Annotated in this window: 27 protein-coding genes and 1 tRNA gene; 8 read left to right on the top strand and 20 right to left on the bottom strand. The window is 38.9% G+C overall.

Annotated elements, in window-relative coordinates:
• Positions 1-36: 36 nt before the first annotated feature.
• From O2942_03180 to O2942_03140, 9 genes are all read right to left on the bottom strand, one after another.
• Positions 37-534: a hypothetical protein gene (locus tag O2942_03180; protein MDA0781249.1), complete on the bottom strand. Its 498-nt coding sequence runs from the start codon at positions 532-534 to the stop codon at positions 37-39.
• Positions 535-627: 93 nt separating this feature from the next.
• Positions 628-1,044, bottom strand: a complete 417-nt coding sequence (locus O2942_03175; GenBank protein ID MDA0781248.1) for a hypothetical protein — start codon at positions 1,042-1,044, stop codon at positions 628-630.
• Positions 1,045-1,380: 336 nt separating this feature from the next.
• Positions 1,381-1,593 carry a hypothetical protein gene (locus O2942_03170; protein ID MDA0781247.1) on the bottom strand — a complete coding sequence of 71 codons (213 nt, stop codon included), beginning with the start codon at positions 1,591-1,593 and terminating at the stop codon, positions 1,381-1,383.
• A complete protein-coding gene (locus O2942_03165) occupies positions 1,586-2,002 on the bottom strand; it encodes a hypothetical protein (GenBank protein MDA0781246.1) in 417 nt (138 codons plus the stop codon). Before O2942_03165 ends, O2942_03170 begins: the two co-directional genes overlap by 8 nt.
• Before the next feature lie 12 nt (positions 2,003-2,014).
• Positions 2,015-2,410: a hypothetical protein gene (locus O2942_03160; protein MDA0781245.1), complete on the bottom strand. Its 396-nt coding sequence runs from the start codon at positions 2,408-2,410 to the stop codon at positions 2,015-2,017.
• Positions 2,400-2,663, bottom strand: coding sequence for a hypothetical protein (locus O2942_03155; GenBank protein ID MDA0781244.1), 264 nt, complete (start codon positions 2,661-2,663; stop codon positions 2,400-2,402). Before O2942_03155 ends, O2942_03160 begins: the two co-directional genes overlap by 11 nt.
• 2 nt (positions 2,664-2,665) lie before the next feature.
• The gene (locus tag O2942_03150) at positions 2,666-4,171 is read right to left on the bottom strand and encodes a YfjI family protein (protein ID MDA0781243.1); all 1,506 of its coding nucleotides are present in this window, start codon (positions 4,169-4,171) and stop codon (positions 2,666-2,668) included.
• A complete protein-coding gene (locus tag O2942_03145; protein ID MDA0781242.1) occupies positions 4,164-4,970 on the bottom strand; it encodes a toprim domain-containing protein in 807 nt (268 codons plus the stop codon). Before O2942_03145 ends, O2942_03150 begins: the two co-directional genes overlap by 8 nt.
• Before the next feature lie 128 nt (positions 4,971-5,098).
• Positions 5,099-5,335, bottom strand: a complete 237-nt coding sequence (locus O2942_03140) for a DNA-binding protein (GenBank protein ID MDA0781241.1) — start codon at positions 5,333-5,335, stop codon at positions 5,099-5,101.
• A gap of 150 nt (positions 5,336-5,485) precedes the next feature.
• Here O2942_03140 and O2942_03135 point away from each other — a divergent pair, with 150 nt between their 5' ends.
• Positions 5,486-6,010: a hypothetical protein gene (locus tag O2942_03135; GenBank protein ID MDA0781240.1), complete on the top strand. Its 525-nt coding sequence runs from the start codon at positions 5,486-5,488 to the stop codon at positions 6,008-6,010.
• Between the two features lie 18 nt (positions 6,011-6,028).
• Entirely contained in the window at positions 6,029-7,171 is a 1,143-nt protein-coding gene (locus O2942_03130) for a site-specific integrase (protein MDA0781239.1), read from the top strand.
• Between the two features lie 90 nt (positions 7,172-7,261).
• Here O2942_03130 and O2942_03125 read toward each other — a convergent pair.
• The 5 genes from O2942_03125 to O2942_03105 all read right to left on the bottom strand — a co-directional run bounded on the left by O2942_03125 (position 7,262) and on the right by O2942_03105 (position 10,265).
• Positions 7,262-7,337: transfer RNA gene (locus O2942_03125), tRNA-Phe, on the bottom strand.
• A 98-nt stretch (positions 7,338-7,435) separates the two neighbouring features.
• Positions 7,436-8,104 (bottom strand): glutathione S-transferase family protein, encoded by a 669-nt coding sequence (locus tag O2942_03120; protein MDA0781238.1) that lies wholly within the window; start codon positions 8,102-8,104, stop codon positions 7,436-7,438.
• A 54-nt stretch (positions 8,105-8,158) separates the two neighbouring features.
• Positions 8,159-8,725 (bottom strand): 16S rRNA (guanine(966)-N(2))-methyltransferase RsmD, encoded by a 567-nt coding sequence (gene rsmD / locus O2942_03115; GenBank protein MDA0781237.1) that lies wholly within the window; start codon positions 8,723-8,725, stop codon positions 8,159-8,161.
• Positions 8,726-8,729: 4 nt separating this feature from the next.
• On the bottom strand, positions 8,730-9,530 hold the full coding sequence (locus O2942_03110) for a hypothetical protein (protein ID MDA0781236.1): 801 nt from the start codon (positions 9,528-9,530) through the stop codon (positions 8,730-8,732).
• A gap of 15 nt (positions 9,531-9,545) precedes the next feature.
• Complete coding sequence (locus O2942_03105; protein ID MDA0781235.1) at positions 9,546-10,265, bottom strand: pseudouridine synthase; 720 nt, start codon at positions 10,263-10,265, stop codon at positions 9,546-9,548.
• Positions 10,266-10,653: 388 nt separating this feature from the next.
• Between O2942_03105 and O2942_03100 the strand changes: the two genes are divergently transcribed.
• The 6 genes from O2942_03100 to pal all read left to right on the top strand — a co-directional run bounded on the left by O2942_03100 (position 10,654) and on the right by pal (position 15,580).
• The gene (locus O2942_03100; protein MDA0781234.1) at positions 10,654-10,911 is read left to right on the top strand and encodes a hypothetical protein; all 258 of its coding nucleotides are present in this window, start codon (positions 10,654-10,656) and stop codon (positions 10,909-10,911) included.
• Between the two features lie 469 nt (positions 10,912-11,380).
• Complete coding sequence (gene tolQ / locus O2942_03095; GenBank protein MDA0781233.1) at positions 11,381-12,109, top strand: protein TolQ; 729 nt, start codon at positions 11,381-11,383, stop codon at positions 12,107-12,109.
• A 9-nt stretch (positions 12,110-12,118) separates the two neighbouring features.
• Positions 12,119-12,541, top strand: a complete 423-nt coding sequence (tolR, locus tag O2942_03090) for a protein TolR (protein MDA0781232.1) — start codon at positions 12,119-12,121, stop codon at positions 12,539-12,541.
• Between the two features lie 14 nt (positions 12,542-12,555).
• Positions 12,556-13,443: a hypothetical protein gene (locus tag O2942_03085; GenBank protein ID MDA0781231.1), complete on the top strand. Its 888-nt coding sequence runs from the start codon at positions 12,556-12,558 to the stop codon at positions 13,441-13,443.
• A gap of 155 nt (positions 13,444-13,598) precedes the next feature.
• Positions 13,599-14,915 (top strand): Tol-Pal system beta propeller repeat protein TolB, encoded by a 1,317-nt coding sequence (tolB, locus tag O2942_03080; protein ID MDA0781230.1) that lies wholly within the window; start codon positions 13,599-13,601, stop codon positions 14,913-14,915.
• Between the two features lie 143 nt (positions 14,916-15,058).
• Complete coding sequence (pal, locus tag O2942_03075; protein MDA0781229.1) at positions 15,059-15,580, top strand: peptidoglycan-associated lipoprotein Pal; 522 nt, start codon at positions 15,059-15,061, stop codon at positions 15,578-15,580.
• Between the two features lie 84 nt (positions 15,581-15,664).
• Here pal and O2942_03070 read toward each other — a convergent pair whose 3' ends face one another.
• The 6 genes from O2942_03070 to trpS form a co-directional block, all read right to left on the bottom strand.
• Positions 15,665-16,741 carry a TRAP transporter substrate-binding protein gene (locus O2942_03070; GenBank protein MDA0781228.1) on the bottom strand — a complete coding sequence of 359 codons (1,077 nt, stop codon included), beginning with the start codon at positions 16,739-16,741 and terminating at the stop codon, positions 15,665-15,667.
• Positions 16,734-17,123, bottom strand: coding sequence for an acyl-CoA thioesterase (locus tag O2942_03065; protein MDA0781227.1), 390 nt, complete (start codon positions 17,121-17,123; stop codon positions 16,734-16,736). The genes O2942_03070 and O2942_03065 overlap by 8 nt, the downstream gene beginning before the upstream one ends.
• 103 nt (positions 17,124-17,226) lie before the next feature.
• A complete protein-coding gene (locus tag O2942_03060) occupies positions 17,227-17,922 on the bottom strand; it encodes an RlmE family RNA methyltransferase (GenBank protein ID MDA0781226.1) in 696 nt (231 codons plus the stop codon).
• Positions 17,923-18,198: 276 nt separating this feature from the next.
• Positions 18,199-19,191, bottom strand: a complete 993-nt coding sequence (gene nadA / locus O2942_03055; GenBank protein MDA0781225.1) for a quinolinate synthase NadA — start codon at positions 19,189-19,191, stop codon at positions 18,199-18,201.
• Between the two features lie 127 nt (positions 19,192-19,318).
• Positions 19,319-20,335: a hypothetical protein gene (locus O2942_03050; protein ID MDA0781224.1), complete on the bottom strand. Its 1,017-nt coding sequence runs from the start codon at positions 20,333-20,335 to the stop codon at positions 19,319-19,321.
• 192 nt (positions 20,336-20,527) lie between these two features.
• Positions 20,528-21,520: a tryptophan--tRNA ligase gene (gene trpS, locus O2942_03045; GenBank protein ID MDA0781223.1), complete on the bottom strand. Its 993-nt coding sequence runs from the start codon at positions 21,518-21,520 to the stop codon at positions 20,528-20,530.
• Positions 21,521-21,585: the final 65 nt, after the last annotated feature.

The raw sequence follows: 21,585 nt of genomic DNA, 5'->3' as shown, positions 1-21,585 counted from the left end.
ACTGCCTTTCGTTTATTAAATACTAAAATGTTTTGATTAATTAATTGTTATATAGTCACTAACTCTAAATTCAGATTTTACATGTGATGATGTTTCAATTTTTAAGTCATCTGATATTTTTACTTTGCTATCCCCATTATATCTAAAGCTTCCAATGCCAAAACAAGATAACGCTTCAATTACCAACTCTTTTATTTGTGGCAACTGATCAACCAACTTCATTTTAATTTTTATAGCAATTACTTCATGGTTAACATCGTACTTACATAAACCATCATCAGAAGGTTTTTCTCGTATAGTTTCATTTGAATTAGTTGTTACAATCAGAGGGTTGCCATCATAAAGAAACTCAAACTTGTTTTGTTTTCCTCTAATTCTAATTGGTATTAGAAGACAATTATTATCATTATCAATTGATACAATACTAACAAATCCTAATCTACCCCCAGTAGGCAATTTAACATCGTCCATAGTTTTAGCAAATCCCATTTGCTCTCTTTCTTTGTCAGTTAGTTTTTTCAGTGCAAAAGCCATTTCTCAATCCTCTTTAGAACAAAATTTACAAAACAAAACCGTTTACCCTAAATAGGGCATTCAAAAACTTATAATACTAACGTTAAATACTTTCTAACGAATATTTCTAGTGTCGTGCTTAGACCAGCCTTTGGTAGTATCACCAACGCTGATCTTGCCGTCACCACCGCTAACTTTATAGCTTGCATCACCATTCAAAGTGATTTCTACAGTGCCAAAATCAACTGTTGAGTTTTCAGCAGGAACATTTACTGACAACCGGTTACCTTTAATACGGTATACATCACCGCCATTAATACATGTAATTTGCTCAAGACCGTTAGAACCTGTTCCGGCACTTTGGCTAAACAAACCGGTTTTGTCAATGTTAGCACGGCAATATTTAGTAATATCGCTGCCATATTCATTAATAACCGTAACTTTACCTAAAACAGTGGAACTACCTTTTGGCTTAGAAGCACAAGCTGATGCAACTAGTGTTAAAATTAATAATGGTAAAAACTTCTTCATAATAACAACCTCTATAAATTTTAATAAACGAAGATAAACGCAGAATTAATACATTCGTTTTAAAATACGCACAATAATAAATTTAATAATTGCTAATAACTCAACTTATTGGAGGTTTAAAAACCCAATCATTATCAATTTATTTATTCAAACTAAGCTCTATTAACATTTATTAAGATTACTCATAATTTCCAAAAATATAAAAATCAACCTTAAAATTTAAATATTTTAATATTATCAATTAATAGTTGCTTTATCTACCAACCAAAAAAACACAATAGTTGCTTATCGTTAACTTGTTAATAAATATTATCGGTCAGCATCTAATATAAAACCCTAAATGAACATGAGAACGGGGTTACAAACCTTTCTGAAGGGATTATAATGCAAAACTTCACGGCTTACTTGTCTTTTGCCCTCTTTTTGAACTGTTTCAATTTTGGAAATAGTTGAATCTTTTTCTAACTCGCCTTCATTGTGAACCTCCACGAGGCAAGCCCCGTGGAGGTTCACTTTACCCCCTTCCTTTTTACCGAAATCATTAGGCAAGTTTGACACTTACAATAAAGTCCTTACCCCTCAATTCCTGCAATTTGATAAGCATAGCAAGGGTTTTCTCGAATTTGCGGTCAAGATGGTTTTCATAGCGTGTAAACTTATTTAAGTCGTTTTGTGCAAGAAAAGACTGCCCTAATACCTGTTTTTTAATCTTTTCCCTATTTTCCAGCTCATAAACTCGTGCTTCATAGTATGGAATGTTTGTAATTATCCAAGAGTGAAGGCTTTCTTCATTTTCTTCATAAACACGCTCGCTATACTCACTTACCTTTTGACCAAGATATTCAGTTTTCCATTCATGCTGGTCATCCTTATGCAGGGCTGCAAAAGCTTTTTCATACGGCTGCATTTCCTCAATTACTTTTCTGGCTTTTTTCCAGCAAGCAAGATATTGCTTCATTTGCTTTAATGCCTATTGTGTCTCCTGATTGGTTGCAACTACCGCCTGCTTAATATCAAAATCCTTTACTCCACTAGAGCTTTCAAGCAATGCTGCCTTTGCAGATATATGGCTATTATTATAAGAATCGCTACTTTGTATAAGCCTATTTAAGTTTTCTTGTGTGCTAGTCATTTCTGCATATCGCAGACGCATCTTACGCCACACAACACCAGCTAACTCTTCAACAAGGTGCGATTCAGTTGCACCATCGGGATCATGCTCTTGCACCAATGAATCAAGCAAAGCTTCATAATCAATACTGCTTTCCCAGCTCATAACTGTATATTGTGACAATATACCATGTTTGACAGCGTTATATTTTGATATTTCATAGTTGTCGGTTGTTATTAAGTTGTTATCTTTCATTTTTATAATCCCTCATATAAATTATATTTTGTATAGCTTGCTTTTCAGCTTCCTGTCTTGATAATCCGCCATCATATTCTATTATAGCCGAACGCTCTTCATATTCCACGCGTTCATCTTCAGTAAGGTTATGATAGTATTTTGCAAAATCTATTACTTTGCCATCTAAATTATCTAAAGCATCTAAAGTTTTAGGCTTTCGTAACACTTCCCTTTCAAATTTATCAAAATCAAATTCTAAAAATACTTTCATAGCTAAACCTCCCTTATAATCTTCCAAACTTCCCTTCTGGTTTTGCCATGGATTATTTTGCTACCAGTAAATTTTTCTAGCCAGTTATGCCCCTCTAATATTGATACTATTTGCTTTGCTTTATCCTTGGTATTTATGGCATTGCTGCATAGCTGGTAAATATCAGGTAACGATACATATTCACTATCCCAAGTCTTATTTAGCCAATACAAGAGTTTTTCTGCGAGTAATATATTAGGGTCTGTCATGCCTTCATCAAAAATTCTTAAGGCTTCGTTTGCATAGTATAAAACAATGTTTATTCCCTGCCTTAGGTACTTTAATTCCAGCGTTTTAGTATTGATGTTTTCGATTAAAGCAAGCGTTGCAGCTATTCTTGATGCATGTTCAGGAAGCTTATTAGCAAGTCCCTTAATGCTTTCAAGGTCTTTTCCTGCACCCATACGCTCTTCAATATGATTTGAAAAACTATAAAATAATTCCGCCGTGTCCAGCTCAAATGATATTACTCTGGGCTGTAACTCGTTTTTAAACCCATGTTTTGTTAGCATAGGAGTTTTAAGAATATCTGATATTACGGAAGTAAACTTTTCAAGAGCCAAAAAACTTTCATCTTTCACATGATGCTTTAATCTCGTTCCAGCTGTGCTAACTGGCGAAGCTACCAACACTCTTGATAACAATCCCTGATCTTTTAAAACCGCATCAGAAAGAAATGTAGCCGCTATTCGTGGTTGTGCCATTAAATGCATACAGATTCGTCTACCATTTAATATAGTCGTTCCATCAACACTTCTAACCCTCTTTATGGCATTACCATCCCAAACTTCAGAGAGGGCAGCTGCTGTTCGTATCTTGTTTTCTTCCTTCATGCCATGCCCACCTATAAACTGGCCTCCTTCTGAAGAGAAAACGCCCATGCTTGGTTGACCATGTACCATTAATTTGCAAAGCCCTTCAAAAGTAGGTTCGGGGCAAATAAGCAATGGTGTTAATGGTTGCTCAGGCTCTTTGCCTAATTTATCAAGTTCATTCTTAACACCAGAAACATTACCTTTATTCTGCTTTAATATTACCTTTCTTTGGTTCTCAAATGCATCATGTGCATTTTTCCAGCTTTGATATTCTAAATCATGTTTTTGCCTTAGCTCTTCTTCAAACGCTTTTACAGCTTTCATTGCCTCATTATCGCAACTACTCTTGCGTTCGCCACTTTCCGCTACGCTTAAGAAAAAACAGGATAAGGGTCTTTCCTGCCCATAGGGTAACATGATATTTGCATGTCCTTGTACTGCTAAATTTGAGCTTGCTAATATTGACTGAACACATATAGCTACAGGAGCTTGTATCTTATCATGCAGCCCCAAGACCGCCTCTCTCAGCAAATCAGGTAGGTCTTTAATAGGAAACTCAAAGGGCGTTATTTTCTGCTTTCTAAGGGGCTGAGGTAGCTCTTTAGTTATGTCTTGTGCATCCATGATGTTTTCTTTCACCTTATATTTACTCATTATTTTGCCCTTGTAATAAATCGTTAAAATCCATGCCTTCTGGTGGCATCGCTATTTGCACCCTATAACCAGCAGAAAGTAAGCGGTCTGCCAGTTTGTTTGCAGCTCCTATTCCAGCTTTATCGTTGTCTGCGGCTATGATTATTTTCTGCGTTATTTCTAAAGGTGGTACTTCTACATTCAACATGCCGCTAGTTGATAGCGTTGCCCATGTTGATAATCCTGTTGACATAGCAACGCTTAATGCAGTTTCTATACCCTCCGCCAAAATAAGCTTTGAAGATGGTTTTGATAACCTTACCGCCCCGCCCTTTACGCTTCCTAGCATCATTTTATTAGGTTCAATATTAGCCTTGCCGCTGCCATCGGGTTTTATATAGGTGCGGTGCAGCCCTAAAATTGTCTTATTAGGCCAGATAGTTACTGCCGCAACCATTGCTGGGTGTTTTGAGTTGCTTGGTTTGTGGTATAAGCTGGAATGCTCTTTTATGGTTGGCGGTATTGCGCCTGTTATGCCACGGCTTTTTAAGTATGCTGCAACTATTGAATTATCACCACCGCACCCACGCCATATTTTACCAACATAATCACTTAGTGAATTTTCATTAACTTTAGGTGCTTTAGGTACTTTAGGTGCAAAGGGTATAATATTTTTAGCATTACCTAAAAGCTCTCTGGCCGCCTGATATTGGCTAATCCCCTTCAAATAAGCATATAGGCTGACTAAATCACCACCTGCATCACCAGTAGCAAAATCCGACCATTCACAAGATACAAGATTAACCTTAAAGGAACCCATTTTGTTATCGTGCCTGGTAGGATTCAAGGCAATATATTCTAGCCCCTCGCGCCTACCGCAAGGTAGCCAGGCTGGAAGCAAATCACCAACTTGGCACAATAAAGAATTGTTTAAAGAGGCAAAATCTATCATTGATTTTGTACCCTTGCTTGTGCAGTGCTTGTGGCTTTTCCCTTGGCATTTATCCATTCGTCAAGGTCATCTTTGTAATAAAATACTCTGCCGCGTTTTATAAATTTTGCTCCTAAACCATTAGAGCGCATCATTGCCATTGTTTTTACAGATAGTCCTGCATAAATAGCTGCATTTGCAGTATCTAAGCGACCATCTGGAAATATAATTATATCTTTAGAATCAAATTTCATTTTATATACCCATTCAACTATTCAATTTAATAATACTGTCTTATCTGGTAAGACATTTATTTAGATATAACAAATTATAACTTGACGCAAGACATTATAGCCGGTATTACAATATTAGAATTATATAGAACTTTAGAGAGGAAGGTTTTTATGGGTAGTAGATTATCTCCAGTAATGCAGCAGACCAAGGCTGAAAGTATTACAGTTAGGCTTGATCCAAAAATCCGCTATGGGCTAGAATTACTAGCACGCAAGCAGAGGCGAAATTTGAGTAGTGTAGTAGAATGGGCACTTCAGAAAGCTATCCACGATCCTGTAGATGGGCTATATGATGAAAAAAGCGACAAGCTAAATTTTCTTAATTTCTTATGGGATGTAGAAGAATCTGACAGATTATACCAACTTGCTACCTGCCGACCTGAATTGCTTACATTTGAAGAAGAGAAGTTGGTTAAAGTTATTACTGAAAGTGATTATTTTATTTATTTGGATGATCTACATAAGCATTTAAAAGATCCTACGGCTCCACAAGGAACAGTTGCATATCATCAAAAAATGAGAGGGAGTCTTAGAGAGTATTTTGAAACTTTCAAAAAAATATCAAGTGGTGAATTAACCAAGGACTCACTTCCAAAGCCACCAAAAGCATGGCTATCAAAACATAATAATAAATAATCCTAAGGAATAGTCTGCATGGCACAAAAATTCTTAAAACTAACCCGCCCTAACTTACGCAAACTTACCGCAGGTGGAACACTCTCAGAAAACGGCATCACGTTTGAACGTCTTATGAATAGTGATGGCCGTTTTACAGTAAATATAATGGTTGACGGTATGCGCGTTCACCGCGTTATCGGTAAAGAAAGCGAAGGGGTGACAAGAGAAAAAGCAGAGGAATTTATTAATCAGGCACGAGCGGACGCAAGAAGTGGCAGGCTTAATTTGCCCAAAGGTAGGAAAACCGTTTTTACATTACGCAGGGCTGTAGATGAATATATTGAAAAATTAGGGCAAGAGGGCGGCAAAGATATTCATGCCAAGAAACGCCGTTTAACCCAGCATGTTGCGGCAATGTTAGGGGATAAGCCGTTGCCACAAATATCTACATTTGACATTGAGCGCTTTAAAAAGAAGCGCCAGGAAGAGGGCGCAAAGAATGGTACAATTAACAGGGATTTGGCAGCTTTGTCACATTTATTAAGCAAAGCTATTGAGTGGAAGTGGATTAATAATAAGCCTTGTGTCATAAAAAAGCTAAAAGAGGAGCCTTCAAGGATTGTATATTTAACCACCGAGCAAGCGGCGCGTCTCGTGGAAGAAGCCAAGCACGACCAGCACCCGCATTTATACCCTTTCATTGTTATTGGATTAGAAACTGGTATGCGGCGTATGGAAATATTATCAATACGAGTCAAAAACATTGATATTGATAGGAATATAATCCATATAGCGCAAGCTAAAGCAGGAAGCCGCGAGCAGCCTATTACTTCACATCTTGCTGGATTTTTAAAGGGGTATATAGAAGTTGCCCGGCCAGGGCAAGAATGGTTATTCCCTTCAGAAGCCTCACGTACTGGGCACACAGTAAATATAGAAAAACCTTTTAAACGTGCTGTAGCTGCCGCCGGACTTGATCCAAAGGTTATTGTTCGGCATACATTGCGGCATACCGCCATCACTCACCTTGTGCAAGCAGGTGTTGATCTACCTACGGTAAAACGTATATCAGGCCATAAAACATTATTGATGGTTGAACGCTATAGCCACCAGAACGGCACACATATACAAGCTGCTATGGATAAATTAGAAGAACGTTACAGAGTAAAAAGGCCGTAGAGGATAAAATATTTCATGGTAAAGTTAATGAAGTATTTTTGCACAATTACACAGGAATTACACAGAGCGATATGCTGAAAGCCTTAAAAGTGGTGGTCTGAGCTGGAATCGAACCAGCGACACAGGGATTTTCAGTCCCTTGCTCTACCAACTGAGCTATCAGACCTTTTATGTAATATAAAGAGGTGATGCTTATAAGGCAAAATTCAAGGATTGTCCAGAGACTTTTGACTGTTATTTTAAAAATTATTCAAAAACAGATAATTAAAAATCAAGATCTGCATAATACACCGGAGGTATATAGCCGACGACCCTATCTGCAAGAATGGGTCTAAAGCTTGGGCGTGATTTTATTTGTGCATACCATTCCTTGACATCAGGATAATTATCCCAAGGAACTTCGCCCAGAAAATCTAAAACAGATAAATGTGCAGAAGCGGTTATATCCGCAAGTGTTAGCCTTTCGCCCGTAAGCCACTTGTCGCTACGTGTAAGGTACTTAAAATATTCCATATGCGGTATTATATTCGTTTTACCCGCACGGATAGCATCGGAACACGGCTCGCCGTTTCCTGTTAAATATCTCATAACCTTTTCATTTAGCAAATATTTGCCCACCTCGTTATAGAACTTATTGTCAAACCATGAAGATAATCTTCTTATTTCAATGTTTTGCTCTAATGTTCTGCCCAGTAGCCTGATTTCAGGATATCTTTCTTCTAAATATTCACATATTGAATAACTGTCCGGAACAATAAGACCGCTCGGCTCAATTAGTACGGGAACCTGCATAGCAGGGTTTAGTCTTGCGAATGCCTTTCTTCTTTTCCAGTAATTTTCATTAATAAGCTCGAAGCTCAACCCCTTCTCGGCAAGTAGTATCCTTACCTTTCTGGAAAACGGACATAATGGAAAATGGTATAAGCTTCTCATGATTCGTTTATATCAAAGCTGTTTTTAATTTACAATTGCTAACGAAAAGAATTTTTAACCAAGCCATTTTAATATCCTGATGCGACTGTTTCCGTACTTCCTGTCGTCAAGTTCTTTAAATTGTTCGGGAAATTCTATATCTTCCCTGAAATCGGTCTCTACGATTATTATAGCGTCAGGTGCAAGCCAGTTCCCCGCAACAATTCCCTTCAACGACTTGATTACCAGACTCTGATTGTAAGGAGGGTCAAGGAAAATAACTTCACATGGAATACGGGCAGGGGGAGGGGTGGAAGAATCGCTGCGGATAAAAACAGCCTTTTGCTCTTCACCTATCGTAGTTATATTCTTGCGTGCTATATCCAGATGTTCTTTATCAATATCTATTAAAGTAACACTTGAAGCACCCCTTGAAAGAGCTTCCATTGATAATGCACCGCAACCGCAGAATAAATCGAGGATATTTGCTCCTGTAATCAGGCTCTCTCCGTCGTCGGAGTATTTTCCATGACTGAGAATGTTGAAAATAGCCTCACGTGCCATGCCTGTTGTGGGACGCAGTTTTTTGCTGCTTACGGTTTGAATTGTCCGCCCACGATGTTTTCCTGATATTACACGCATAATATTACCTACCTATAGATTGTTGCTGTCGGTTATCAATATAATGGAGTGCCTGATTGGTCGCCAGTGAGTATAATCCGATCTGCATTCCTCGTAATGCCGCTCCTGCAAATGCCGTACGTTTATCGGCTTTTAGTAAATTAGTGTATGTTTGGCGTATGTTTGTGTTTTCCGCAAAAGATTTAGTAGCCATAACATCAAACGGAAGAGATATAAGACCTGCCGCTATGCCGGTAGTAAAGCTAACCGTCGGAGAGCTGTTCATCATGTAAGGTATTACGATGCCGGCACCATAAGTGATGTTCCTTGATAACGCATGCACGGAAGCATTCGCACCTTTTTGTAAAACCTCTTTAGTAAAGATATTGTCGGCATAATTTGTACTGCCGGATTTTGATGTTTTTGCAGCAAGTTCGGATATCTCTACCGGAAAAAGCATTGTTTCCGCCGTACCTTCGGCTATTGAAGCTATTGCCATTTTTGCGGGAAGGGGGGTATCGGAGTCTTTTAACGTATGAATGGACGCTACTATAGCACTGCTACCGAAAAAACAACCTGCCGTATTTCTAACCAGATATGACGGATAACCCCTGAAAAATCTTGAAGCACCGCCTTTTTCATATAAACCGGAAACTAAAGAAGTATATGACCTGTCGGTTTTTTGCTGTTTCTTTGTTTTGATGGTTTCCAACACATAGTTTATAGGTGTGCAGACAGAATTTGATGCTGCTATTATTGCCGTTTCTTTTGCGATTGATTTTATATCGGAATGTTTAGATGTAGCTTTTTGTCCGTTATTATCCATACTGCCTTTTGTAAGTTACTTTAAAACTTTTGCATCATACAGTGTTTTTTGTGGAATTTGAATAGTTTTTCCTACCGGTAGTTTTCCAAGTTCAAAAATTCCGTATGAGGTACGTATCAATCTGTTTACGCTAAGACCCGTATATTCAAGTAGTTTCCTTACCTCTCGGTTTTTTCCTTCCGTTATTGAAATTGTAATCCAGTGGTTCTTATTATTTGAACGTTCAACGTTTATTTTTGCCGGAGCGTATTTTATTTTGTCAATTACAACACCGTTTTTTATATCTTCAAGTTTGTTTTTATTTAGATTCCCGAAAGCCCTGACCCTATAGGTTCTAACCCAGCCGGTAGAGGGAAGCTCTATATACCTTGCCAGCTCTCCGCTGTTTGTAAGCAAGAGCAGACCCTCGGTATTATAATCAAGCCTGCCTATGGTTATAACTCTCGGCATATCTTTTGGTAACAGGTCAAATACGGTCTGTCTGCCTTGAGGGTCGTCGGTAGATGTTATACACCCCTTAGGTTTATGGAAAATCCACAATTTTTCTTCTTCTATTTTCGGAAGCGGTTTGTCATCAACAAGTATAGTATTTTTATCAGTGACGTTAATTGAAGGTTTATCAATTATTTTCCCGTCAATCTTAACACGTCCTGCTAAAATCCATTTTTCAGCATCACGTCTGGAACAAAGACCCGACCTTGCGATTACTTTGGCGATGCGGTTTGAATCCTGCATTGATGCTTTTCCTTTAATCTATAAAACACGGGGCGTTGCTTAACTAAACATAATTTTCGTCATACTGAATTTATTTCAGTATCTTTTTGTTTCAGAGCAGATGCTGAAACAAGTTCGGCATGACACAAATATTAACAATTTTGATATTAAATACAAAAACTATGTTTAGTTAGCAATGCCAAATACAATTAATGTCATTAATTAGATTCTTCCTGAAACGGTTAATAAAATACAAATTAATTATGTTAACTAAATTTTAATTAATGGTTGTTATACTTCTAAACTGTATTTGTTTAATAAAAACACAAGGTTGACATATTTTTACGGTTAGCCTGATACCAATGGTTGGTTGCTGTGTTTATCTTAATTAAAAAGAGGGGTTTTTAAAATGATAAATTTTCAAAAGATGCAAATTGAGTCAATCGGTCCGTTGATTGTATTGGGACTAATGCTTTTAGTTGTAATAGGTGTGGTTAAGATAATTCTCGGAGTTATGCTAACTATCGGTCTGGATAAGGTATTCGGTCAAATATCCGTAGCAGATACAATATTGTTCCTTATCTTATTAATTAATGTAAGGCATTATATGTACGTTGCCTGCGAGGCAAAAACAACTAAATCTACTACTACCGCTAAGAAAAAGTAAGATTTGTAGTTCGTGTTTTATAAATAAAAAGGGTTAGTTTTTTGTGCTAACCCCTTTTATTTTTATAATAATGTTCTCTTTTTTCCGTAGTTTTAATATTCTGTTCTATGGCTTCTATTGCCGGCAGAAGTCAGTATGCCGAGTCATGATTAAGATTGTCAGATTCAGGTCGTTTTTCTTCTTCGATGCTCGGTAAAGGATTTTTTGATTTGGTCATGATTTTTCATCGCTCCTATATGCTAATTGCGGCATGTGGTTAAACTGTTTAAGTTTTTAATAATTGTGAGCTTATTGAGTGTATTTAGTCCGTGTGATTGTTGTTTCGTGAAAATTTGTTATATTGCCTTTTGTAAATCCCACTCTATATTAATAGCCGAAGGTCTGATATTAATTTATAAATATTGCGTTTTTATAAAATTTCATAAATTGTATATGCCGATACGATAAATATTAAAAAAAGGGAGGTTCTATGGCATCAAATGCAGTTGATGTTGCAACGGTTGCAGGTAGTGTTGCGTCGGTTGATATGTCGGTTTGGGGACTTATTGCACAGTCTGATATGGTTGTTAAGTTTGTAATGTTCTTATTGGTCGCATCTTCTTTTTGGTGTTGGGCAATCGTTTATAGTAAGTGGAGTAGCTATAGGAGAATGCGTTATAAGTCGGCAATTTTTGAGAACGCGTACCGCTCAAGTAAAGGGTATAAAGCACTATATGGTAGGGTTAACAAGTCGGATCCCGGAAGTGCTATGGCTGCCATGTTCATAGAAGGCATGAAGGAAGTACAAAACGCCCCTTCGGCATTACAAAAAAGAGCCGATGCCCAAATTCTGAACCAGTATAAAGAAAGGATATATAATTCCTTGAGCAGGGTTAAGAATAATTATATAGAGAAAATGGAAAATAATCTTATCATATTGGCAACGGTCGGTTCTGCCGCACCGTTTATAGGGCTGTTCGGTACGGTATGGGGTATTGTGAACAGCTTTCAGGCTATCGCTGCCACAAAGAACACGACTTTGGCAGTTGTTGCCCCCGGTATTGCCGAAGCCCTGCTTGCAACCGCAATAGGACTTTTCGCCGCCATACCTGCCGTAGTTTTTTACAACCTGTTTAGCAATGAAATAAGAAAAGTTGCAAGTAAACTTGAAGATTACGCAAATGAGCTTAGCACCGTTCTTGCGCATAACGAGGAGTAAGCCATGGGAATGTTAGCCAATAAACATAGCGGAAGAATTAACAGGAACTATCATCCTGTTGCTGAAATTAACGTTACGCCGATGGTGGACGTAATGCTGGTTTTACTTATTATATTTATGGTAACGTCCCCTTTGATGGTTGCGGGGGTGACGGTTGACCTGCCCGAAACTAATGCCTCTCCGGTTACAGGACAGGACGAGCCTTTGTCTGTTACCGTTGATGCCAAAGGCGATGTTTATATTCAGGAATCAAAGGTAGATAAAAACGAGTTAGTAGCAAAATTGCAGGCTATATCGGGCGAGAAAAAAGATGTGAGGATATTTGTCAGGGGTGACAGAAATATTGATTATGGAAAAGTTATGGAAGTTGTGGGAAAAATAAACTCCGCAGGCTTTAATAAAGTTGCCTTGCTGACTGAAATCGGGGGATAACCGGAGAATATATAATGCGTTCAGGAGTAATATTTTCTGCCATACTGCACGTGATATTTTTCGCGGTGATACTATTCGGCTTGCCTAGTTTCTATGAAAAGAAGCTTACGGAGCATAGTGCTATTGTAGTTGAAATACTTCCCATAGGTGAGTTTACCAATGTAAAACCCAAAGCTCAAAAAAAGGTTGTGCCTAAAGCCAGACCTAAGATTCCTACCAGTCAGACGGCAAATGTAAAACCTGCACAGCCCGACCCTACCGTAAAACCAAAGCCTAAAATGTCGGAACCCGAACCTAAGCCGCAAACCCCTAAAGTTGTCGAGAAACCAAAGTCGGAACCTAAAATAGTACAAAAAGATGTTAAGCCTATAGCAAAACCTCCACCGCCTAAAAAAGAAGAAAAAAAGGTAGTCAAGAAAGAAGAACCGCAAGAGGATTTATTTGGATCGGTATTAAAGACTATTGAAGATATAGAGTCTAAGCCGAAAGAAGCTACCAAAGGCGAGGAGGTCGATTTTTCCGATATTGAGGATATGTTTAATAATAGTGAGGAGTCCGATTATAAACCGGGTCTGCCTCTTAGTGAAAGCGAAAAAGGTGCGATAATACGTCAGATAATGGAAAACTGGTCTACAATCTCCTTTTCGGGGGCTAAAGATGTTCATAGGCTGACGGCAACCTTAATAATCACTTTGGATATTGAAGGGAATGTAAAGAGTATAAAAAGAAAAGATAGTTTTAGGTATAATAGCGACCCCATATATAGGGCGTTGGTAGATAGTGCGGAAAGGGCCGTGAGAAAATCCAGCCCTTTAAAGGACTTGCCGCCTGAAAAATTTGCTGTAAAAGAGGGCTGGCGTGAGATGGAAATAAATTTCGACCCGTCGCAGATGATGTATTAATGTTCTTATGCATATTTGCAACTTGAAAATTTGTTAATTTGTTATAATTTCCGGTAATGAAGTTTCTCTCATAGAGAATGAATTTAGAATTTACTGTAGAACCCTCTGCAAAACAAGAATTAGACCGTGAAATTAATTAATTAGTTAGAGCCGAAATGAAAAATATTTTTAAAATTCTGTCAGTTGTTATTTTTCTGTTATTCTCTCAAAATGCCAATGCGATAATAAGTATTGATATTACGCAAGGTAATGTAGAGCCGTTGCCTATAGCATTACCTTATCTTGGTAGCGATAATCCTGAGGCGGTGGCACTTGGGGAAAAAATAATCAATGTAGTGGAAAAAGACCTGATAAGTTCGGGGCTTTTCCGTTCAATCACCCGTAAGGCTTTTATACAGAAAATAAACAGCAGTGCTACCGTTCCCGAATTTCCGTCATGGACGGGGATAAACGCATCGGCACTGGCTACCGGAGGGATAAATTTAATAGCTAATAATGAATTTGAAATGGAATTCCGCTTATGGGATACGCACGCCCAACAGCAGATATCCGGTAAGTCATATAGCACGAACAGGAATAACTGGCGTAGAATAGCCCACCTTATGGCTGACGAGATATATTCAAGGCTGACCGGTGAAAGCGGGTATTTTGATACAAGGATAGTTTATGTTTCCGAAAGCGGTCCTGCAATAAAGAGAGTCAAACGTCTTGCCATAATGGATCAGGACGGGGCGAATCATCGCTACCTGACCGACGGAAGCGAGTTGGTGTTGACTCCCAGATTCTCGCCTACCGCACAGAAGGTTATATATATGACCTATTCTAATAATGTGCCTAAAGTCTATATTCTTGATGTGGATACTAAAGAAAGGGAAGTGGTCGGTAATTTTAGCGGCATGTCTTTTGCCCCACGTTTTGCCCCTGACGGAAAGTCGGTTATTTTGTCTTCCTCGGTCGGAGGTAATAGCGAGATATTTACTATGGATCTTAGAACAAAAACGCAAAAAAGACTTACCGATAACGGTGCGATTGACACCTCCCCGTCATTTTCGCCTGACGGAAAGAGTATAGTTTTCAACTCCGACAGGGGCGGAAGCCAGCAGTTATATGTTATGGATAAGAACGGGAATAATGTAAGGCGTATAAGTTTCGGTCAGGGAAGGTATGGAACGCCCGTATGGTCGCCAAGGGGAGATCTGATAGCATTTACCAAAATGTATAAAGGCAGTTTCTTTATAGGTGTAATGAGAACCGACGGGTCGGGGGAAAGGCTGCTTACCGAAAGTTATCTTGATGAAGGACCGACATGGTCGCCAAACGGTAGAGTGATAATGTTTGCAAGGCAGGAAAAAAACAGGGGTGACAAAGAAGGTGAGTGGCAAATATACTCGGTAGATTTAACAGGTTACAATAAAAGGCTTGTAAAAACACCGATGGACGGCTCGGATCCTGCATGGTCTCCGTTGTTATAAAATAAAAATAGCGTAAAAATTTAAGTTTATATAATAGTTGCTATTGACCTATATAAAGAATAATTGTAAATAATATTAAACTTGACGAGTCTGATGATAAATCAGGCTTATTTCAAAATAATCAAAGTATGAGGAACTTTAAGATGTTTATCAGAGCCTTAGCCGTAATATCAACAATACTAATCCTATCTGCGTGTAGTTCAACAAAGTCAACCGATGCCGGAAAATACTCGGATGGAGAAAGTGCAAGTTCTTCAGATGTGTCCGGTCAATATATGATCGACAGCGGAAATCTTGAAACTTTTGCTAAAATCCCCGGCAGTAAAGTCGGTGCTAGGGCAAATGACAGAGTTTTCTTTGCGTTCGATAGTTCTATTATAACTGCAAAAGGTCAGTCAACTTTAGATAAGCAGGTTGCTTGGTTAAAGAAGAACCCTAATGTAGATGTTATAGTAGAAGGACACTGCGATGAGCGCGGTACACGTGAGTATAACCTTGCTTTAGGTGAAAGACGTGCGGAAGCTGTTAAGAAATATCTGATTTCTTCAGGTATTAGTTCTAGCAGAATCCAAGCTACATCATACGGTAAAGAGCGTCCTGCGGTAGTAGGTTCTAACTCGTCTGCTTGGGCTGAGAATAGAAGGGGTGTTACTGTTATAAAGTAACATGATATTAAATATAGCTAAAAAAGGCTCTTTATTTAAAGAGCCTTTTTTATTGTTTGGTTAGCAACACTAATTTACTATAATTTAAATTCTCGCATTCATGAATCCAAGTTCGGTGAACGGACTCATGGCTACGGTCATATCTCGATATGATTTATATGATTCGTATATCCTTTTTTCAATATCGCCTTCATCGGCAACGCCGGCAATAACTTCTTCAGCGGTAGAAAATAACGCTTTTAAGACCGAATCGGGATAACGCCTGATATCGACATTATGCTCGTTTTTGAAAGCTTTGAACGCTCGGATATTATTTGCGTGATATTCTGCAAGTATCAGGTCGTTTTCAGTGGCACATGAAATCTTTACAATTTGTTGAAGCTCTTTAGGCAATTCGTCAAAAGCTTTTTTGTTAATCATTAATTCCAGTGTTGGCCCTCCCTCCTGAAAAGCCGGACCATAATAATATTTGGAAACTTTATGGAAGCCAAGCGACATGTCGTTCCAAGGTCCTACCCACTCAAGTGCGTCAATTACACCCGATTGCATTGATGTAAAAAGCTCCTGCGGAGGTATGACCTGAGCACTTCCGCCAAGCTTAGTGAATACTTCTCCTGCAAGACCGGGAATACGCATTTTAAGTCCCTTTATATCATCGGGGGTGTTCACCTCTTTGTTGAACCAGCCACCCATCTGGCAGCCTGTGTTGCCGGCAGGGAATGCTATCAGTCCGAATTGTGCATATAATTCGTTCCAGAGTTTTTGACCGCCGCCAAAATATAGCCAGCCGTTTTGTTCCTGAGCGGTGAGTCCGCCCGGTACGCCGCAAAAGAAACCCGTAGCCTTACTTTTATTAAGCCAGTAATATGGAGCTGCATGTCCCATTTCGGCAGTGCCTTGAGAGACCGCATCAAATACTTCCATAGCAGGAACTAATTCTCCGCCGCCATAAACTTTGATTTCTAATTGTCCGCCGGAAAGTGACGTTATACGGTTAGCAAGACGAACCGCACCCGTACCAAGACCCGGCAATGCCTTTTGCCATGTCATTACCATTTTCCACTGACGTTTGCCCGAAGATATGGCCGGAGAGGGAAAACTCGCCGTAGCACCTGCCGCTAATGTTCCGGCTAAAAAAGCCCTGCGTTTTATATTATTCATCACTATCCTTTTGTATTATTCTTGGTTTCCTGTCATCGTCAATAGCCACGAATGTGAAGTTGCCTTCGGTTACACGTATCAATTTTGTTGTATATTGTCTTGATACCCATGCTTCAACATGGATAGTTACCGATGTGCGTCCTATCCGTTTTACTTTTGTGTAGCATGCGACCGTGTCGCCGACAAAAACGGGTAGGTGAAAGTTCATTGAATCAACCGAAACCGTCACTGTGCGTCCTTTAGCTATACGTTTGGAAACAAGGTTACCGGCTATATCCATCTGAGCAAGTAGCCAGCCACCGAATATGTCTCCGGCAGGGTTGGTATCGGCAGGCATAGCAAGGGTACGAGTAGTTAAATCACCGTGGGGTTTATCAGGCATTATTACATATAATTTGTAGTTTATAAAAATGCTAACATTAAGAGAAAAATATATTTATGTATAGTATTTTTCGCCGATTTTTTGGGGAGTGTTAACTATAGAATTATGAACCCTTAAAACCTGTTGCCACAACATACATTTCGGCAGAGTCCTTGCGGCTTGAATCAGGTTTAAAGTGCTTTACAATTTTGAAATGCTGCTTCATATCGTCAAGCAGTTCTTTTTCAGCCCCGCCTTGCAGTATCTTAGCCGCAAACGCTCCGCCTTCATTTAAATTATTTTTTGCAAAATCAAACGCTATCTCACACAGACCCATGATTCGTATATGGTCGGTAGGTGCGTGTCCGCAAGAAGGGGCTGCCATATCGCTTAACACCACATCAACCTTCTTACTTTGCATAGCTTCTTCAAGCAATATAAGTGCGTGGTCTTCGGTAAAATCGTATTTTATCAGTGTTGCACCTATTATAGGATCTATTTGCTGTAAATCTATACCTACAACCGTAGCACCTTTTGTGCGTTGTACCGCAACCTGAGTCCAGCCTCCCGGAGCCGCTCCAAGGTCAACAACGCTTTTGCCCGGTTGGAATATGTTGAATTTATCATCAATCTCAATGATTTTATAGGCGGCACGTGAGCGGTAGCCGTCTCTTTGTGCCATCTGCACATAAGGGTCATTTAGCTGACGTTGCAGCCATTTTGTAGAGGAGCGTTTACGTCCCTTTGCGGTCTTTACTTTCTTATGTATCTGCCTCATGCCACCTTGCGAGGCATCTCCGGGCTTTTTATCTTTGGGCATTTTTGTATTCTTTTTACGATTATGGTTAAAAATATAGGTATTGCTAGCCAAAATAGTTTTACGTCATTACCCGAATTTTGTGTAACAAAATTATAGGGTAATCCGGTTCAAATTGACTGAGATTCCCCTATAATTTACTTACGTAAATTCGTGGAATGACGCAACTTAAGGAGTGTTAACTCTTTTGGTTAGCAATGCCAAAATATATAGCACTTTTTATATATATCATAGGCGAATTTATTTAAACAATGCCAATATACAAAAGCGGCTAAAATATCATTTCTCGGGAGGTGACATCTCAAGCATTTTATCAAGAGGCTTTTTCGCCGCAAGACGCAGTTCTTCGGTTATATTTATCGCAGGGGATTTATTAACCATACACATATATAGTTTTTCTAAAGTGTTAAGTCGCATATAAGGGCATTCGTTACATGATGCACATGCACCCTCTTGGGTTCCCGGAACGTCATAGAATTTACTTCGGGCAGATTCTTTTTCCATTCGGTGGATGATGCCCGGTTCGGTAAGGACTATAAATTCACTGCCGTTATTTTCTTTAGTGAAGTTTATCAAAGATGAGGTTGAGCCTATATGGTCTGCATATGCCAGCAATGATTCGGGACATTCAGGGTGGGCGATAATTTTCGCATCAGGGTGTATAGTCTTTAGTTTTACCAGTTCTTTTTCAGAAAATCTTTCATGTACTATACAAGAACCTTCCCATAAGAGCATATTACGCCCTGTCTTGCGGTTCAGGTAGCCGCCAAGGTACTTGTCGGGAGCAAATATTATAGGTTGTTCTTCAGGTATCCGGTTTATTATATATTCCGCATTCGATGAGGTGACTATTATGTCGGAAAGTGCTTTAACCTCAGCGGAAGAATTTATATAAGTCAGGACTATGTGGTCGGGATTTTGTTCTTTAAATGCCTTTAATGCCTCGGGTCTACATGAGAATTCCAATGAACAGCCGGCATTTGTATCGGGTATCAGGACTGTTTTTGTCGGGTTTAATATCTTTGCAACGTCAGCCATGAACGTTACACCGCAAAAAACAATAACATCGGCATCGGTTGCGGCAGCCTTCCTTGATAGGTCAAGGGAATCGCCTACAAAATCCGCAAGATCCTGAATCTCCGAATCCTGATAGTAATGAGCGAGTATAACGGCATTCATGCTTTCTCGAAGTCGGTTAATCTCGTCTTCAAGATTGAGCGAAGGGTCTATGTCATGCTCGTCGGCAATTTTTAAAGATTTTGTATCGACCATTAAATTTATAATTTTTTATATAAAAAATAACTCAAGCAGCCTTTCATAATATATTTGGTACAAAAAAACAAGTAAAAGAGTGCCTGCAAGCTAAAACACTATATAATATTTTAATATGGTAGTTATACTACTTTCCCCACATTTCTTCAGCCAGTTTATAACCGATATTGTCATATTTTTTCAGGTCGTAAATGTTGAACGGGTAATAGTCGTTTTCGAACGAGCCGTACTTCCTTGAAAAATAGGTTTCCGATAATTCGGCGAAATATTCAACATGATTTTCAAGTGCATATGCCTTAGATGCTATACCGCCGTTTTGTGTTTTTACGTTAGTATAAAGACCGTTTTTAACGGCATTGTCATAAGCATCTTTAATTTGTTGATTATCGTAGCTTAATACTATGTCGTGGTAGCCGTGTGCAAGTTCGTGCAGCACCACCGCATTTTGCCTGTCGGATAAATTTTGAAGTTTTTCCGCATTATGGAAAACTACGGCTTTATATAAAGGTGAATAATAAGCTGTTACGTTAGGGTCAACTCCGCCTTTGTCCTTGTATAAAAAAATGCTAACGGTTTGCAGTTGCTTCATGGCTCTATACGGTACACGGTTTCGAATCTTTAATAATTGGTTTTGTAATTCCCTTAACGCACGGGCTTGTAATAAATTTTCTTTTAAAAGGTCTTCCTGAATCCTTACCGTCCAGCCTAATATATTTCTTTCCCTGTTATCGGAGCTATTAGCTTCTTCATCGGCGTTTAATTGACGAAGCATTTCCTGCATGTTCATTTGATGTATTTGCTCATTAAGTTCGGTAGTTTTTATGGCATATTTCCATTTATTGGAATTACCTCTTTCATTGAGCCTTGTTAATTTATTATTATACTGCCTAACGTCCGAATAATGGTAATCACCGCTTAACAGGCTAATTTTAAATGAACCGCTTTCAATATGGATATCCTGTTTTACCGAAATATTCCGCCCTGTTTCGTTGCTATCAGACTGTGGGGCGGCATTCGGGTCTATACGCTTTACTTTATCAAGCTCATACACAACAACTACGTAATCACCACCTAATGCAATTGCATTGTTAGAGTGCAGTAATAGCGGTATAGCCAGAAAAACGAAAATAATAATATATTTCATTATATAATTGTAACATATGTGTTAATTTTCAGCAAGGATTTGAATGAGGTGTTTTTTGAGAGTATTTATTATATAACCCTGACTATGGATTCCCCTATAATTTACTTACGTAAATTCGGGGAATGACAACTTATGTTAAGGAAGTTATTTTAAATCACTATAAATTCAAACTTATCATAACTCCCGCTAAAGTTATACTTTCAACAATCCCATAATATCCTTTATTTCACCTATGCTGTTGTTAGCTATTTTGCGAGCGGTTTCGGTTCCGTTGCGTAATATATCATCAAGATATGATTTATCCTGTTGTAATTTCTGTATTTCGTTGCGTATAGGGCTGATATTTTCTACTACAACTTCCGCTAAATCTGATTTGAACTTTGCAAAACCGGCACTTGCATATCTTTTTTCTATTTCAGTTCGTTTTTCTCCGCTCATAGCCGAATATATATTAAGAAGGTTGCTTGCTTCGGGGCGTTCTTCCACGTTATAAGTAACACCTTCTACCATATCGGACTTTGCTTTTTTTATCTTTTTTACTATAGTATCGTCATCGTCCGTCAGGTTTATGCGGGAATTATCGGATTCTTCGGATTTGCTCATTTTCTTCGTGCCGTCACGAAGGGACATAACACGGGTAGCCTCACCTAATATAATAGGCTCGGGAAGTGCGAAATATTCCTTATTATACTGATGGTTAAACGCTCCGGCTATATCGCGTGTCAGCTCAAGATGCTGTTTTTGGTCTTCACCTACAGGCACATGCGTTGCCTTATATAGCAATATATCGGCAGCCATAAGCACAGGATAGCTATATAGGGCTAAACAACTTAAATCCTTGTGCTTTCCTGCCTTTTCCTTGAATTGTGTCATACGGTTTAACCAGCCAAGCGGTGTTACGGTAGATAATAGCCATGCAAGCTCGGAATGTTCAGGCACTGAAGATTGATGGAATATAACGGATTTTTTCGGGTCGATACCGCAGGCGATATAGGCTGCTGCCGTATTTCTTGTGTTGTTTAGTAGCTCTTTAGGGTCTTGCGGAACTGTGATAGCGTGAAGGTCAACTATACAGAAAAGACAGTTATGCTCGTCCTGCATTTTAACCCAGTTCTTTATCGCTCCAAGATAGTTACCAAGATGTAAGTTACCTGTAGGCTGCACACCCGATAATACCTGACCCATAGCTTCCTCATATTATTTTGGCTAGATGCTGTATAGCATGTTTTTATTTTTAGATGCAATAATAA

This window comes from Pseudomonadota bacterium (assembly GCA_027620075.1).
Taxonomy (GTDB): domain Bacteria; phylum Pseudomonadota; class Alphaproteobacteria; order Rickettsiales; family UBA6187; genus 1-14-0-20-39-49.
The sequence above is the reverse complement of the archived record's forward strand: the minus strand, read 5'-3'. Positions and strand labels throughout refer to the sequence as shown.

What these genes read in the sequence shown, in the direction of transcription:
- O2942_03180 (MDA0781249.1), bottom strand. Translation starts at nt 534, where the DNA reads ATGGCTTTTGCACTGAAAAAACTAACTGACAAAGAAAGAGAGCAAATG.
- O2942_03175 (MDA0781248.1), bottom strand. Translation starts at nt 1,044, where the DNA reads ATGAAGAAGTTTTTACCATTATTAATTTTAACACTAGTTGCATCAGCT.
- O2942_03165 (MDA0781246.1), bottom strand. Translation starts at nt 2,002, where the DNA reads ATGAAGCAATATCTTGCTTGCTGGAAAAAAGCCAGAAAAGTAATTGAG.
- O2942_03160 (MDA0781245.1), bottom strand. Translation starts at nt 2,410, where the DNA reads ATGAAAGATAACAACTTAATAACAACCGACAACTATGAAATATCAAAA.
- O2942_03155 (MDA0781244.1), bottom strand. Translation starts at nt 2,663, where the DNA reads ATGAAAGTATTTTTAGAATTTGATTTTGATAAATTTGAAAGGGAAGTG.
- O2942_03150 (MDA0781243.1), bottom strand. Translation starts at nt 4,171, where the DNA reads ATGAGTAAATATAAGGTGAAAGAAAACATCATGGATGCACAAGACATA.
- O2942_03145 (MDA0781242.1), bottom strand. Translation starts at nt 4,970, where the DNA reads ATGGGTTCCTTTAAGGTTAATCTTGTATCTTGTGAATGGTCGGATTTT.
- O2942_03140 (MDA0781241.1), bottom strand. Translation starts at nt 5,335, where the DNA reads ATGAAATTTGATTCTAAAGATATAATTATATTTCCAGATGGTCGCTTA.
- O2942_03135 (MDA0781240.1), top strand. Translation starts at nt 5,486, where the DNA reads ATGGGTAGTAGATTATCTCCAGTAATGCAGCAGACCAAGGCTGAAAGT.
- O2942_03130 (MDA0781239.1), top strand. Translation starts at nt 6,029, where the DNA reads ATGGCACAAAAATTCTTAAAACTAACCCGCCCTAACTTACGCAAACTT.
- O2942_03120 (MDA0781238.1), bottom strand. Translation starts at nt 8,104, where the DNA reads ATGAGAAGCTTATACCATTTTCCATTATGTCCGTTTTCCAGAAAGGTA.
- rsmD (MDA0781237.1), bottom strand. Translation starts at nt 8,725, where the DNA reads ATGCGTGTAATATCAGGAAAACATCGTGGGCGGACAATTCAAACCGTA.
- O2942_03110 (MDA0781236.1), bottom strand. Translation starts at nt 9,530, where the DNA reads ATGGATAATAACGGACAAAAAGCTACATCTAAACATTCCGATATAAAA.
- O2942_03105 (MDA0781235.1), bottom strand. Translation starts at nt 10,265, where the DNA reads ATGCAGGATTCAAACCGCATCGCCAAAGTAATCGCAAGGTCGGGTCTT.
- O2942_03100 (MDA0781234.1), top strand. Translation starts at nt 10,654, where the DNA reads ATGATAAATTTTCAAAAGATGCAAATTGAGTCAATCGGTCCGTTGATT.
- tolQ (MDA0781233.1), top strand. Translation starts at nt 11,381, where the DNA reads ATGGCATCAAATGCAGTTGATGTTGCAACGGTTGCAGGTAGTGTTGCG.
- tolR (MDA0781232.1), top strand. Translation starts at nt 12,119, where the DNA reads ATGTTAGCCAATAAACATAGCGGAAGAATTAACAGGAACTATCATCCT.
- O2942_03085 (MDA0781231.1), top strand. Translation starts at nt 12,556, where the DNA reads ATGCGTTCAGGAGTAATATTTTCTGCCATACTGCACGTGATATTTTTC.
- tolB (MDA0781230.1), top strand. Translation starts at nt 13,599, where the DNA reads ATGAAAAATATTTTTAAAATTCTGTCAGTTGTTATTTTTCTGTTATTC.
- pal (MDA0781229.1), top strand. Translation starts at nt 15,059, where the DNA reads ATGTTTATCAGAGCCTTAGCCGTAATATCAACAATACTAATCCTATCT.
- O2942_03070 (MDA0781228.1), bottom strand. Translation starts at nt 16,741, where the DNA reads ATGAATAATATAAAACGCAGGGCTTTTTTAGCCGGAACATTAGCGGCA.
- O2942_03065 (MDA0781227.1), bottom strand. Translation starts at nt 17,123, where the DNA reads ATGCCTGATAAACCCCACGGTGATTTAACTACTCGTACCCTTGCTATG.
- O2942_03060 (MDA0781226.1), bottom strand. Translation starts at nt 17,922, where the DNA reads ATGCCCAAAGATAAAAAGCCCGGAGATGCCTCGCAAGGTGGCATGAGG.
- nadA (MDA0781225.1), bottom strand. Translation starts at nt 19,191, where the DNA reads ATGGTCGATACAAAATCTTTAAAAATTGCCGACGAGCATGACATAGAC.
- O2942_03050 (MDA0781224.1), bottom strand. Translation starts at nt 20,335, where the DNA reads ATGAAATATATTATTATTTTCGTTTTTCTGGCTATACCGCTATTACTG.
- trpS (MDA0781223.1), bottom strand. Translation starts at nt 21,520, where the DNA reads ATGGGTCAGGTATTATCGGGTGTGCAGCCTACAGGTAACTTACATCTT.